Source organism: Epilithonimonas bovis DSM 19482 (assembly GCF_900108115.1).
GTDB lineage: Bacteria > Bacteroidota > Bacteroidia > Flavobacteriales > Weeksellaceae > Epilithonimonas > Epilithonimonas bovis.
This window is the reverse complement of the sequence record NZ_FTPU01000028.1, coordinates 1-13,239: the sequence shown is the minus strand read 5'-3', so window position 1 is coordinate 13,239 and position 13,239 is coordinate 1. Positions and strand designations below refer to the sequence as shown.

Here is a 13,239-nt window from a genome sequence, read left to right as displayed (position 1 = left end):
GTTAAAAATCAACAAACTTATCGATTTTAATAGATTTATAAGCTGTGATCTCTTCAAATTCATCGAAGGATTTGAGCAGCAGTTCTTTGTAGATTCTGTAATTTTTATTTTTAGGGAATTTGAGAAGAATCTGATATTGGTAAAGGTTGTTAAGCCTTGCTATCGGCGACTTTTCCGGCCCAAGGATGCATTCTTCCGGTATATATTTTCTTAGGATTGAACCAAGAAACTGAGACGCTCTGCCCAGTTTGTCTTCTTTCCTGTGTTTCAGTTCAATCATTATCAATTTCACAAATGGCGGATAGAGAAATTTCTTTCTTTCGTCCAAAAAATATTGATAAATCTCTTTAACATTTTGATTCTTAATCAGTTCAAAAACAGAATGCGACGGATTATAAGTTTGGATCAGGATTTTACCATCGCCGGAAACACGACCTGCACGGCCTGCGACTTGGGTAATTAATTGATAAGCCCGCTCTTCTGCCCGAAAATCCTGAATATGAATGAGAGAATCTGCTTTCGGGATCGCGACTAATTCTATATTATCAAAATCCAAACCTTTGGAGATCATCTGTGTACCAACCAGAATATCGGTCTCACCGTTCTCCAGCTTTTCATAGAGTTTTTCGTACGCAAATTTCTTCCGCATCGCATCCACATCCATCCTGTCAACTTCGGCATCGGGAAATATATTTTTAACTTCCTCCTCAATCTGTTCTACGCCAACACCTTTTGTATTCAGGTTTTCGCTGTGACAGCTTGGGCAAACCGTCGGTTTTGCCGCGCGATGACCGCAGTAATGGCATTTTAGCTCATTAGAAGCTTTATGGTACGTCATCACCACATCACAATTGCTGCAATAGGTCACGTGGCCACAGGTTTCACATTCGATGACATTGGCGTAACCACGGCGGTTATGAAGAATAATGCTTTGTTTTTTATGATCCAGCTGCAGATGGATCTGATCCAGCATCTTCTGACTAAAATTTCCGACAATCTTTTTCTGATTTTGCGCTTCTTTGATATCAATCAATTCAAACTTTGGCAAATCTACTTTCCCGAATCTCTCGTTAATGGAGACATATCGCAGTTTGTCTTTCATCGCCAGATCGTAACTTTCCAAAGAAGGCGTTGCCGAACCGAGAATTAATCTGGACTGATAAAATTCTGCCAACATCATCGCGGAATCTTTCGCATTGAAAAAGAAATGCTGATCTCTTTGCCTGTAAGCCGAATCGTGCTCTTCGTCCACAATAATCAATCCGAGATTCTGATAAGGCAAAAACAGAGAATTCCGTGTACCAATCAGGATTTCGAGTTCATTATTCCTGATTTTTTTCCATACTTCTACCCTTTCAAAATCCGTTAATTTATTATGATAAAAACCGAGTTTTTTGCCGTATTTTTTTTCGAGACGAATGGTGATTTGCTTGGTCAAAGCAATCTCGGGCAAAAGCAGCAACACATTTTTCCCAGAATTGACACAATCTTCAATTTTATCGAGGTAAATGTGTGTTTTTCCGGATGAAGTTACGCCGTGAAGCAACACATTCTTGTCTTCTTCAAAAGCCTGATTGATCTCCGAAATTGCCAGTTTCTGATTGTCTGTCAATTCTTCAATCCCTTCGATTTCGCCTTCATAAGAATCGATTCTGTCCTTTTGCAGATAATACTCGGTAACCCAACCTTTTTCTATCAAAGATTTCAGCTGTTGGTTGACAAAATTACCTTCATCAAAAACCAAAGATTTCCGGATAGGATTTCCCGGATTATCAATCTGTTTTGACAGGATATTAAGAAAAAGATCTTTCTGCTTTTTAGCTTTATCAAGCTTCAAAAGAATCATCGCCAGATTCTCCGAAACCAATGCTTCATCATTGATTTTCAAATAAGCAATTTCTTTCGCTTTATATTTTTCCGTGATTTTTTCATCGACTGAAATGTATCGTTCATCAATTAGCGCATTGATGGTTTTGATAATTTCTTTTTTCGGGATGAAGGCTTCAATCTCCTGCAAATTAAGCATTTGCCGGACTTCCAAAGCCTGAAGAAGATACGTTTCGTTGGCATCCAGATTTTGCCAGTCGATGGTTCTTTCGGACAATAATCGGACGTAAGTTTCGCTTTCCAATTTCAGTGAAGAAGGAAACGCCAAACGGTATATTTCGCCGAGATTGCAGAGATAGTAAGAGCTCAGCCAATTCCAAAAATCTAACTGTTGTTTTGGGACAATTGGTTGATTGTCCAATAAATTAATGATCTCTTTCGGGACAAAAGTGTTTTCAAAATTATCCAATAATTCTGCAACAATGCCTGTGTAGATTTTTTTTCCGCCAAACGGGATCAAAACCCGCATCCCGACTTCGATCTTGTCCAAAAAATCTGCTGGAACTTTGTAGGTAAAAGTTCCTTTGAGGTTAAGCGGGAGAATGATTTGGGCGAATTGCAAGTTGTTTATTTTTTAACGCAAAGTGCGCAAAGATCTTTTTATAATTATTGAGAATATTTTTAAGGTTCGCAAAGGAACTTCGACAAGCTCAGTATGAACTCCGACTCTGCAACGTTGACTTAAAAGATCATTGATCACTTATAATTTATCATTTATGATACCGTATAACTTTGGAACGCTTCTTCCAGACTTGCAAATTTTCCTTTGAATTCAGAAATCGGCGAATCCTGAATGATATTGCCCTGATGAATCAGAATCACGCGCGAGCAAAGCGCTTCTACTTCCTGCATAATATGCGTAGACAAGATCACGGTTTTTGCTTTCCCTGTTTCTCTGATGACATTCCGGATTTCAACAATTTGATTAGGGTCAAGGCCATTGGTTGGTTCATCCAGGATCAAAAGATCCGGCTCGTGAAGAATGGCTTGTGCCAATCCAACTCTCTGCTTGTAACCTTTGGAAAGCTGACCGATTTTCTTCGATTTTTCCGGTGTAATCCCAACCAAATCAATCACCTGATCGATTCTTTCTTTTTTGATGTTATGCAGATTCGCAACAAATTGCAGATACTCTTTTACGTACATCTCATTGTAAAGCGGATTGTTCTCCGGCAGAAAACCTATTTTCTTTTTGGATTCGATTTCGTTTTCCGAGATATTTTTCTCATTAAAGAGAATTTCGCCTTCGTCAATCTTAAGGACGCCTGTGATAGATTTCATCAGCGTAGATTTTCCGGCACCATTTGGCCCGAGAAGTCCGATGATTTCGTTTTTAGCAATGTTTATATTAATATCGTTGAGCGCCACCTGCTCTCCGAATTTTTTGGTAAGTCCTGTGATTTTTAAAGACATCTACTGTGTTTATAAATGATGAGTGATGAATGATAATTGATCTTTACAAAAATATGAAAAATTACTGTGTTTCTTTTAACGCAAAGAGCGCAAAGATTTTTTTGAATTGATTGAAAATATTTTAAGGCTCACAAAGGTACTTCGGCAAGCTTAGTATAAACGTCGAACTCAGCTAAGGAAAACTGAATGATTGAAATAGTTGTAGGGATCTATTATTAAAAACAAGCCTGATTCTTTTGCCTTTTTCTTTTATCTTTAATTATTTTGTAACAATTTTTTGCTATCATTACTAACCAGACAGCATTATATAAAAGAATGGATTCGCCCGAGAAAGAATTTTTGGATAAAATCGATAAACATAAAGTAATCATTTTCAAGATTTCTAAGATGTATATGGACAATCGTGATGACCAAAATGACCTTTTCCAGGAGATTGTTTACCAGGTTTGGAAGTCATTTGCAAGTTTTGAAGGAAAGTCGGAATTCTCAACCTGGCTCTACAGAATTGCGCTGAACACGGCCATTATCTTTCTAAAATCTGAAAAAAGACGAAATTTTATCCAGAATGATGATGTCTCGCTCTACAAAATAAAGGAGGACGAATACAACCACGATGACGAGCAAAACCTGAAACTGATGTACGAATGTATCCAAAAACTCAATCCGATTGACAAAGCTTTGATTTTCTATTATCTGGAAGATTTTTCGGGGCGAGAAATGGCGAAACAAATGGGAATGTCAGAAGGTAATGCCCGTGTAAAACTGAACCGCGCAAAAGAAAAATTAAAGGATTTAATTAAAGACAAAAAATACAAGTAAAAAGAGTCAGGTTTGGCTTCGAGAGCCACAGCCTGACAAATCAACTATCAACTATCAAAGATATGGACTTAGATAACCTTAAAACACTTTGGAATAAGGAAGATGTTTCCGAAACACCGGAAATCTCTACCGAAAGACAAAAAGAAATACATCTGCCTCTGGAAAAAATCAGAAAGAATATGCGCCACGAATTTTGGTCAACCCTCATTCTGCTGCCGCTTGTTTTGATTTTTATCTGGTTTTTTGAGATACCCTTCCGGTTTAAGCTTTACATCGAGGTTCTGGTGGCATCTATGACTTTGATAACGGTTTTCTTTTTCAGCAAATTCTTTAAACTTTATAAAGAAATCGGCAATCCGACTTTGGGAACTTACGATTCTCTGAAAGATCTCTTCCATCAGTTTGAGCTCAACAAACAGTATTATCTTTCTTTCTATTTGAGCTTTGTTCCTTTTCTGGTTTGTGAGATGATTATCCTTATTGAGTCTATCCCACACACACATCAATACACTAATGGATATCTGACTTTGCTATTTTTGGGATCGGTGCTTTTTGGATTATTTTTTCTTTATTTCATAGGTAACTGGTGGTTCCAGTATTTTTATGGGAAGTATATCAAGAGGATCAGGAAGCTCGTGGAAGAAATGAGAAAAGATTAAAATCTGTTTTAACAACGAAAAGCCTTGCTAACCTTGATATGTTTGCAGGGCTTTTTAATTTCGATAACCTGAAAATTTTTGTAAATTTGCACATTTATGGGACAAATCCTGGCCATCGACTACGGAAAAGCAAGAACAGGAATAGCTGTAACAGACGATATGCAAATTATTGCAAGCGGCCTGACTACCATTGAGACGCCTAAACTTGTTGATTTTCTCACACAGTATTTTTTTCAAAATAAAGTGGATGAGATCGTCATTGGGCTTCCGACCGACCTGAAGGGCAATATGTCCGGAATTGAGGAAGAAATCCAGAAATTTATTTCAGTTTTCGAGAAGGATTTCCCTGACAAAAAGATTAACCGCCTGGATGAGCGTTTCACTTCTAAGATGGCTTCGTTTTTCATCAGCCAAAGTGGAAAAAACAAAAAGCAACGGCAGGAAAAAGGATTGATCGATAAAGTAAGCGCAACTATTTTGCTGCAAAATTTTTTAGAACAGAAGAGATGATTTTACCAATTAGAGCATTCGGAGATTCTGTGTTGAGAAAACACACCCACGAGATCGATAAAGATTACCCTGAGCTACAGACGTTAATAGATAACATGTTTGAGACCATGCACGGCGCCAACGGTATTGGCCTTGCTGCACCACAAATTGGCCTGGATATCCGCCTTTTTGTGATTGATGTGACGCCGCTTGCCGAGGATGAAGATTATGAAGATATTGCTGATGACCTGAAGGTTTTTAAAAAAGTGTTCATCAATGCAAAAATCCTTGAAGAATCCGGCGAGGAATGGAAATTCAATGAAGGCTGCCTCAGCATCCCCGATGTTCGCGAAGATGTAAAACGAAAAGCTAACATCAAAATAGAATATTACGACGAGAATTTTGTAAAACACGTTGATGATTTCTCTGATATCAGAGCAAGAGTCATCCAACACGAATACGACCATATCGAGGGCATTCTTTTCACCGATCACCTGAGTAATCTTAAGAAAAAAATCGTAAAAGGTAAACTTCAGAAAATTGCTAACGGCGATGTGCACGTTAACTACAAAATGAGATTTCCAAAATAATCTGTTGTAAACTGTAAAAATCTGAAGCAAAAATTATATTTTTGACCTCCAATAATTAGAAAATCTATTAAAGAAAATATTATAAAATGCAGTTAGAAAAAATCATTTCAATATCCGGAAAACCAGGACTTTTCAAATTGGTTTCTCAGCTTAAAAACGGATTTATTGTAGAAGACATCACCACTAAGAAAAAGGCAAGTATCTCCAACTCCAGTCAGGTAAGCCTTCTTGATAATATCGCAATGTTCACTTTTGACAAAGAAGTACCTTTGTTCGAAGTTTTTGAGAATATTGCAAAAAAACATGATTATAAACCTACCATCAGCCACAAATCCAGCAGTGAAGAGTTGAGAGCTTTTATGGCAGAATCTCTTCCTAATTATGATGTAGAAAGAGTTTATGAATCTGACATCAAAAAACTGGCGCAATGGTACAACCTGTTGCAAAAAGCAGGTTATATTACACCTGATAGTTTTGTAAAACCAGAAGCACCGGCTGAAGCAACCGTGGAAGAAGCTAAAGTGGTTGAAGAAAAAACTGACAAAGCAGAAAAAAAACCAGCTGCAAAAAAAACCGCAACTAAAAAGGCTGACGATGCTAAGGAAGAAAAACCGGCTAAAAAAACTGCGGCTAAGAAAACAGCAAAAAAAGAAGATTAATTAGATGCTAATGAATGTCTGATGATTTGAACAGTCAACAATTCATTCCTCATTATTAACTTTACATAACAGAAACTCTCTCAGAAATGTTTATTTTTGAGAGAGTTTTTTTATTTATGAGAGTTATTTCATTAGTACCATCCATTACAGAAACCTTGTTCGACCTTGGTTTGACGACTGATGAAATTGTCGGCCGAACAAAATTCTGCATCCATCCAAAAGAGTTGGTTGATAATGTTGAAATTATCGGCGGAACAAAAAACCTCAATATCGAAAAAATAAAATCTCTGAAACCCGACCTCATCATCGCCAACAAAGAGGAAAACATAAAAGAACAGGTAGAAGAACTGATGATAGATTATAAAGTTCTGCTAACCAATATAGAAACGCTGGAAGATAACTATTACCTCATCAAACAACTCGGAAACCTATTGGGGAAAGAAGACAGAGCCCAACTTTTTAATCTTAAAACCTATGAAGCATTTGATTTCCCGAAAGCTGAAAAGAGATTGAAAGTAGCCTATCTAATCTGGAAAAACCCTTATATGACAGTTGGTGGCGATACTTTTATATCAAGAATTTTGGAAGAACTGGGATTTGAAAATCTATTTAAAAATGAGAAACGATATCCGGAAATCCAGTTGGAAGATTTGAAAGAAGCAGATTTGATTTTCCTTTCGTCAGAGCCATTTCCTTTCAAAGAAAAACATATTGAGGAAATCCAAGAAGTTTGTAAGAATCAAAAAATTAAGATTGTTGACGGCGAAGCTTTTTCCTGGTACGGGACACATTTGGCGAAGTGTGGGGAATATTATCGGGTATTATCAGAAGATTTATGATGAGTATTCTTTTTTGAATTAATGCTTTTCCTATTCAAAATCCCTGTCCACATTGTTGATAAGCCTAGTAAAATCAACCCTAATGTTTGAAATTTCATTTTTTTCGCAGAGAATATTGAAAATAAAATAGCACTGATTGCAATTATTGTAAAAACAACAGTAAAATAGAAATACACTTTAGATTCATAAGCAGATTTTTTTCTTTCAATATTTAAACCCTCTAAAGAATCAATTCTTCTTTCTAACGACTTACAAAAATTTTCAAATATTGAAGTTTTACAGATATAATTATTTGAAGATAAGTTGATTCTTTTTCCTGATTTAAGTTTAATATTTAGAACTGCACCATTTATAAATTCAGTTCTGTAATGTAAAATATCTTCAAACTTTACAATCCTATTTCCGAAATCAATCTTTTCATCATCAATTCGAAAATCTGAAATAGAAACAAATCTATGCTTCAACGATTTATAAAAAATAAATGCAGATAAAAATGAAATTGAGAAAACAAAAATAGGATTGAGGACTTTAATTAAAATCAAAAAAAGTATCCCAAAAATCAAAATGCAAGATAAGACAAGATATAGTGCTTTGTTAGATTCGCAATATTCAACATTCTCAAATTTTGATACTTTTCTCAAAATTGTTGATAATCAAAATTAATATTACAAAATCTTTGCAACCTCGTCACAAAGCCATTTCAGCATTTCTTCATCTTCTTTTGTGAATGGGTCAATGGTATGAGAATCGATATCGATTTGTCCAATATTTTCTCCGTTTTTGAAGATTGGAACTACAATTTCTGCTTTTGTATCAATGGAGCAAGACAAATAATTATCCTGAGAATGAACATCTGGAACCACGAAAGTCTCTCCAGAAACGGCCACCTGCCCGCAAATGCCTTTTCCAAAAGGAATAATCACGTGGTCTGTAACTGCGCCCACATAAGGTCCAAGAGCTAACTCGTCTTTGTCGCCGTTTTTGAAATAGAAACCTGTCCAGTTGTAATAATCAATTTCTTTATCCAAAAGCTGACAGATTTTCAGAAGTTTTACGTTTGTATCTTGTGGACTTTCCAAGATGATTGAAAGTCTTTTTTTAAGTTCTACCATTGGTATTAATTTAATCCTTCAAAAGTTAATTCTTTGTAACCGAACATTCCGCGTTCTTTTATCATTTCTGCCACACTTTTCGGCAATTCTTCTTCCCAACCCAATTCGTGCGTAACGATTTTTTTAAGAATCTCTCTGGAATAGATTTCCAAGAATTTCGGATTGTAATTATGAATGTCTACAATTCTCTTATTGAGTTTGAAATACTTGTATAATTCTTTCAGATTATCGTGAACTTTTAGATTTTCCGAAGTCAGTAAATCGCCAGTTTTAGGATCTTTATAAGGATATAGATATACGCGCATATCTTTTTTGAAAAACTTACCAAATGCTTCCAAAATGCCACCAGGAAGGTTTTTATAATATTCTTCATCAAAAACATCCAAAAGATTATTAACGCCCATTGCAACACCAATATGCTGATTGGTAAATGTAGAGAAATAATCTACCATCCTGTAATATTCTGAGAAATTGGAGATCATTACTGTATAACCCAAAGTCCCCAAAATATCGACTCTGTCAAGAAAATCTCTTTCGTCTATATCTCCGGCAGCTCTCAGGTTAGAAATGGTAATTTCAAACAAAATCTGTGTATTCTCATGATCGCAGGCATTATCCTTATTAAACATCTCGAGTCCTTGCTCGAACATATCGATATTAACGCGGGTAACCGGACGGAAACTGCCCCGCACCGCAAAAATATTTTTCTTATAAAGAATATCTGCAGGCAGCATATTGTTTCCCTGAGAATTGAAAATCACAGCATCGGTCATTCCTAATTTTACCAGCTGCAAACTCATCAGGCGGTTATCCACATATTGGAAAGCCGGCCCGCTGAAGTCAATCATATCAATCTCAAGGCGGTCAACCGAAATATCGTCATACAAAGACTCTATCAGCACCCTTGGATTATCAATATAAAAAAATGCACCATAGATCAGATTAACGCCCAAACTACCGAGGGTTTCCTGTTGCAAGGTAGCATTGGTCTCTTTGAATTTGACATGAATGACAATTTCGTTAAACTCTTCATCTTCATGATTCTGATACCTGATCCCTACCCAGCCGTGGCCTTTTGACGTTTTATCAAAATTGATGGTGGTTACCGTATTGGCATAAGAAAAGAATTTTTTACCCGGATTTTTCTCTCTGGGGATACGCTCCTCTATCAGTGCTACCTCATAGCGCAACATTTTTCGGAGGCGGTTTTGTGTTACATACCTATTTTTGACCTCTTTGCCGTAGATGGCATCAGAAAAATCTTTATCATAAGCAGACATGGCTTTTGCAATGGTTTGAGAAGCACCACCAGCCCGAAAAAAATGCCTTACAGTTTCTTGACCCGCTCCTATCTCGGCAAAAGTTCCGTAGATGGATGAATCTAAATTAATGGTTAATGCTTTCTGCTTAGGGGTAAGTTTTGGCTTGATCACGAAGAATTAGATTTATTTTGTAAATTTACCAAAAACAGCCCAAATAGAAAAATGCTTTTAAAATTTTTAGGAACCGGGACATCTCAGGGCATCCCCGTCATTGGTAGCCACCACCCGGTATGTCTTTCCAAAGATCAAAAAGATAAACGTTTACGCACATCTGCACTGATAACATCCGACAAAGGGAAAAAAATCCTGATTGACTGCGGCCCTGATTTTCGCCAGCAAATGCTGAATAATCATGAGGAGCAGATAGACGCCGTGCTGATTACCCACGAGCATAACGACCATATTATTGGTATGGATGACCTGCGGCCTCTTATTTTTAAAAATAATGCATCGATGCCAGTCTATTGCAATGCGCGGGTAGCCAAAGAAGTCAGAAACCGCTTCCCATATGCTTTTGCAGAGCACAAATATCCCGGCGCGCCAAGTTTTGATCTTGTAGAAGTTAATGGCAGGTTTACGCTTTTTGACGACCTGGAGATCCAGCCTATAGATATCATCCACTCTGAAATTCATATTCTTGGATTCAAAATGAAAAACCTTGCATATATTACTGATGCCAGCCATATTGATGATACCGAGAAACAAAAACTGAAAAACCTTGATTTTTTTATTATCAATTGCCTCAGGAAAACTGAACCCCACCATTCGCATTTTATTCTTCCGCAGGTCCTAGAACTCGTAAAAGAATTAAAGCCTAAAAAAACTTTCCTTATACACATCAGCCATCATCTAGGCTTCCATAATGAAGTTGAGCAGGAACTTCCTGAAAATGTACACCTTGCCTATGATGGACTGGAAATAGAATTTTAAATTTAGAAAAAAAACTAAAAAAAACTTTTGAATAATTAATTTTTGGACTATATTTGCACACCCAATTAAAGCATGCCCAGGTGGCGGAATTGGTAGACGCGCTGGTCTCAAACACCAGTTCTTAGGAGTACCGGTTCGATCCCGGTCCTGGGTACAAGACCGGAAAGAGGTGATAATTCACTTTCTTTCCGGTTTTTTTTAGCTCCTAACTCATTATTAATCTGATAGATATAAGACAGTAAAACGTTGGCTCGAATAGTTCGATAATGATTTTCAAAAAATTCCAATTTTTCTGGAAATATCGAACTAATTATTTGACGTTTTAATGTAATATCCCCACTACTAAAGGCTTTAGCAAGATCTACAACGTTCGATAATGCATGGTCAAGTAGTTTCGGAAAATCTATTTTGTTTTTATCCTTTACTTTGGTCAGATTGCTTTCCAACTTTTCAATTTTGTCCTTGCAATCAGTCTTAATTTCCAAGTATTCCTCATCATCAATGATATCTTCCAACAGTTTGTTTCTTGCGAACTTTAACCTTTTATTCAGCCCATCAATTTCAAGTAAGATCTTTTTCCTTTGATGTTGAGGATTATCAATAAACTTCTCAAAATTTTGTTTCAAGACCTTTCGCAAATATTTTTTAATTGACTCCTTCATCTCTAATGCTTGTAGTAACTCCAAGAATTTATTGTTAATAATTTCTGCTTTATAACGATATCCGCATGGCGACTGACAATGGTAGTAATAATATTTCTTAGAGTGTCCTGTAGATGCACTACCGGTTATTAGATGACCACATTCTGGACAGACTAAAAATCCTCTCAGGGGAAGATTATCATCAGACAATACTTTTACATTAGGTCTTGCAAGATTTGCATTGCCATCCATTATATTTTGGACTTTTTCGAATAACTCCTCACTGATCAAAGGTTCATGAATACTTGGAACAAAATGAGCATCTTCGTCATTGTATTGTTCTACATATATTTTTCCGCAATATGCAGTATTCCTTAAGCTGGCAAGAAAAGCACTGACTTTTACTTTTTTCCCTTCCCTCCTATTCATCATATCCATAATCTGGCTGGCAGAATAAACGCCTTTCGCCATTTCATTGAATGCCCATTTCATATTGGAAGCTTCCGGTTCTTTCTGAGTGACATACTTTTTCCCGTTCTCCGTGATCTTATTGACATATCCATAGGGCGCCCTTCCCATCAATCTTCCTTCTTTTCTGGCACGACGCATTCCATAGTAGGTATTTAAGGCACGTCTGTCGTTTTCAACTTCTGGTGCAGCAAGATAGATTGCCAGCATCATCTTATTCTCGGGAATTGAAAGATCCAATGGCTGCTCAATGGCTTGCGGTTCCACATTAAACTTTTTAAGGATATTGATCATTTGATAGGCATCACCGGCATTTCTGCTAAAACGGTCCCATTTTGTGAATAGCAATAAATTGGTTTTGGAGCTCTTTTTCTTTAACGTATCCAGAAGCTTGATCCATTCAGGCCTGTTAAAGGTTTTGGCTGAATAATCTTCATAAATGATCTGTCCAACTACGATACTATTATTTTCACAGTATCGTCTCAATCTTTCTTCCTGGTCTCTTTGGGAATACCCTTTATCTGCCTGTTCATCGGTTGACACACGAATATATAAATCGGCTTTTTTCATCTCTAAAATCTTATAATATTATTCATCTAAAAAACGCTTTACAGTAATTGTTAAGAGCATTTTTAGAAATTCTACAATTTGTTCCGCTTCTTGAATTGTTAATTCAACTCCTTCCTCTTCTTTAAATATTTTGATAACCTCATCAATGCTAATATTTTTAATTTCAAGTTTCCTTTCCATAACCGATATCTTTTAAATAAAAATATTCGGCATGACCAATTACAATTTATTAAGGCATTTAGCTGCAACAGTTGGCTTGGTGATGCAAATTAATCGTAAATCTGAAAATCACAGTTTTACCAAGCATTTTTTAAGCATTTACTCAAAGGTTGCAGTTTCCGAGAGCAATTATCTTCCGCAAATTCATCTGCAGAGATTCTTACTTCTAAAGCTATCTTACAACAGCACTTATGATTTTGTTAAAATTATTTTTAAAGTGGCAACAAGAATTGTTGCGAAGAAATTCATCATTCTTAGATCCAACTAAATTACAAATAATCACTAAAGTCTCAAAATTTTGGACTTAAAAATGATGTAAATAGGAAAAAAAGTAAATTCAGATATCGCCAGAAAATATTGATTATTTAAAACATATTGAATTGCGATTATTTTGACGAAATCAGTATCTATAAATGTGACACTGCATAATTATTTTTTTGAAATTTTACTTACGGAAAACCGTAAAAAAATGCCAACATTTATATTTTATTTTAATCAATCAAAAAAAGGAAATATACACGACTACATTACGCAATTATGTGAATTTAGTAGTAAAAATATATTATATTTACTCGTAGTGCATTATTAAATTAATTCAATTTTAAGTCTATTCATTTTTCTA

The 13,239-nt window shown here is 36.1% G+C and carries 15 protein-coding genes and 1 tRNA gene; 9 read left to right on the top strand and 7 right to left on the bottom strand.

Annotated elements, in window-relative coordinates; genetic code table 11:
• Window position 1: 1 nt before the first annotated feature.
• Entirely contained in the window at window positions 2-2,449 is a 2,448-nt protein-coding gene (gene priA / locus B0B05_RS11625; RefSeq protein WP_076783808.1) for a replication restart helicase PriA, read from the bottom strand.
• A 152-nt stretch (window positions 2,450-2,601) separates the two neighbouring features.
• Window positions 2,602-3,300 (bottom strand): ABC transporter ATP-binding protein, encoded by a 699-nt coding sequence (locus B0B05_RS11620; RefSeq protein ID WP_076783807.1) that lies wholly within the window; start codon window positions 3,298-3,300, stop codon window positions 2,602-2,604.
• A gap of 315 nt (window positions 3,301-3,615) precedes the next feature.
• Between B0B05_RS11620 and B0B05_RS11615 the strand changes: the two genes are divergently transcribed.
• The 6 genes from B0B05_RS11615 (at window position 3,616) to B0B05_RS11590 (ending at window position 7,355) form a co-directional block, all read left to right on the top strand.
• Complete coding sequence (locus B0B05_RS11615; protein ID WP_076783806.1) at window positions 3,616-4,119, top strand: RNA polymerase sigma factor; 504 nt, start codon at window positions 3,616-3,618, stop codon at window positions 4,117-4,119.
• Between the two features lie 62 nt (window positions 4,120-4,181).
• Window positions 4,182-4,778, top strand: coding sequence for a hypothetical protein (locus tag B0B05_RS11610; RefSeq protein WP_076783805.1), 597 nt, complete (start codon window positions 4,182-4,184; stop codon window positions 4,776-4,778).
• A gap of 96 nt (window positions 4,779-4,874) precedes the next feature.
• On the top strand, window positions 4,875-5,288 hold the full coding sequence (gene ruvX / locus B0B05_RS11605) for a Holliday junction resolvase RuvX (protein ID WP_076783804.1): 414 nt from the start codon (window positions 4,875-4,877) through the stop codon (window positions 5,286-5,288).
• Entirely contained in the window at window positions 5,285-5,857 is a 573-nt protein-coding gene (gene def / locus B0B05_RS11600; RefSeq protein ID WP_076783803.1) for a peptide deformylase, read from the top strand. The genes ruvX and def overlap by 4 nt, the downstream gene beginning before the upstream one ends.
• An 86-nt stretch (window positions 5,858-5,943) precedes the next feature.
• A complete protein-coding gene (locus tag B0B05_RS11595) occupies window positions 5,944-6,516 on the top strand; it encodes a DUF5606 family protein (RefSeq protein ID WP_076783802.1) in 573 nt (190 codons plus the stop codon).
• 116 nt (window positions 6,517-6,632) lie between these two features.
• On the top strand, window positions 6,633-7,355 hold the full coding sequence (locus tag B0B05_RS11590; RefSeq protein WP_076783829.1) for an ABC transporter substrate-binding protein: 723 nt from the start codon (window positions 6,633-6,635) through the stop codon (window positions 7,353-7,355).
• Here the strand turns inward: B0B05_RS11590 and B0B05_RS11585 are convergent.
• From B0B05_RS11585 to B0B05_RS11575, 3 genes are read right to left on the bottom strand one after another with little or no spacing between them, the layout of a single operon-like run.
• Window positions 7,328-7,996 (bottom strand): hypothetical protein, encoded by a 669-nt coding sequence (locus tag B0B05_RS11585; RefSeq protein WP_076783801.1) that lies wholly within the window; start codon window positions 7,994-7,996, stop codon window positions 7,328-7,330. The two genes, B0B05_RS11590 and B0B05_RS11585, sit on opposite strands and share 28 nt — an antisense overlap.
• Window positions 7,997-8,020: 24 nt before the next feature.
• Window positions 8,021-8,467 carry a GAF domain-containing protein gene (locus tag B0B05_RS11580; protein WP_076783800.1) on the bottom strand — a complete coding sequence of 149 codons (447 nt, stop codon included), beginning with the start codon at window positions 8,465-8,467 and terminating at the stop codon, window positions 8,021-8,023.
• A gap of 5 nt (window positions 8,468-8,472) precedes the next feature.
• Window positions 8,473-9,897, bottom strand: a complete 1,425-nt coding sequence (locus B0B05_RS11575; RefSeq protein WP_076783828.1) for a nicotinate-nucleotide adenylyltransferase — start codon at window positions 9,895-9,897, stop codon at window positions 8,473-8,475.
• Window positions 9,898-9,951: 54 nt separating this feature from the next.
• Here B0B05_RS11575 and B0B05_RS11570 point away from each other — a divergent pair, with 54 nt between their 5' ends.
• Both B0B05_RS11570 and B0B05_RS11565 read left to right on the top strand, forming a co-directional pair.
• Window positions 9,952-10,719, top strand: coding sequence for an MBL fold metallo-hydrolase (locus B0B05_RS11570; RefSeq protein ID WP_076783799.1), 768 nt, complete (start codon window positions 9,952-9,954; stop codon window positions 10,717-10,719).
• Between the two features lie 74 nt (window positions 10,720-10,793).
• Window positions 10,794-10,873: transfer RNA gene (locus tag B0B05_RS11565), tRNA-Leu, on the top strand.
• Here the strand turns inward: B0B05_RS11565 and B0B05_RS11560 are convergent.
• Both B0B05_RS11560 and B0B05_RS16755 read right to left on the bottom strand, forming a co-directional pair.
• The gene (locus B0B05_RS11560; RefSeq protein WP_076783827.1) at window positions 10,827-12,398 is read right to left on the bottom strand and encodes a recombinase family protein; all 1,572 of its coding nucleotides are present in this window, start codon (window positions 12,396-12,398) and stop codon (window positions 10,827-10,829) included. The two genes, B0B05_RS11565 and B0B05_RS11560, sit on opposite strands and share 47 nt — an antisense overlap.
• A gap of 18 nt (window positions 12,399-12,416) precedes the next feature.
• Window positions 12,417-12,578, bottom strand: coding sequence for a hypothetical protein (locus tag B0B05_RS16755; RefSeq protein WP_173786374.1), 162 nt, complete (start codon window positions 12,576-12,578; stop codon window positions 12,417-12,419).
• A 31-nt stretch (window positions 12,579-12,609) separates the two neighbouring features.
• On the opposite strand from B0B05_RS16755, the gene B0B05_RS11555 reads away from it, so the two are divergent.
• Entirely contained in the window at window positions 12,610-12,885 is a 276-nt protein-coding gene (locus B0B05_RS11555; protein ID WP_076783798.1) for a hypothetical protein, read from the top strand.
• Window positions 12,886-13,239 lie beyond the last annotated feature (354 nt).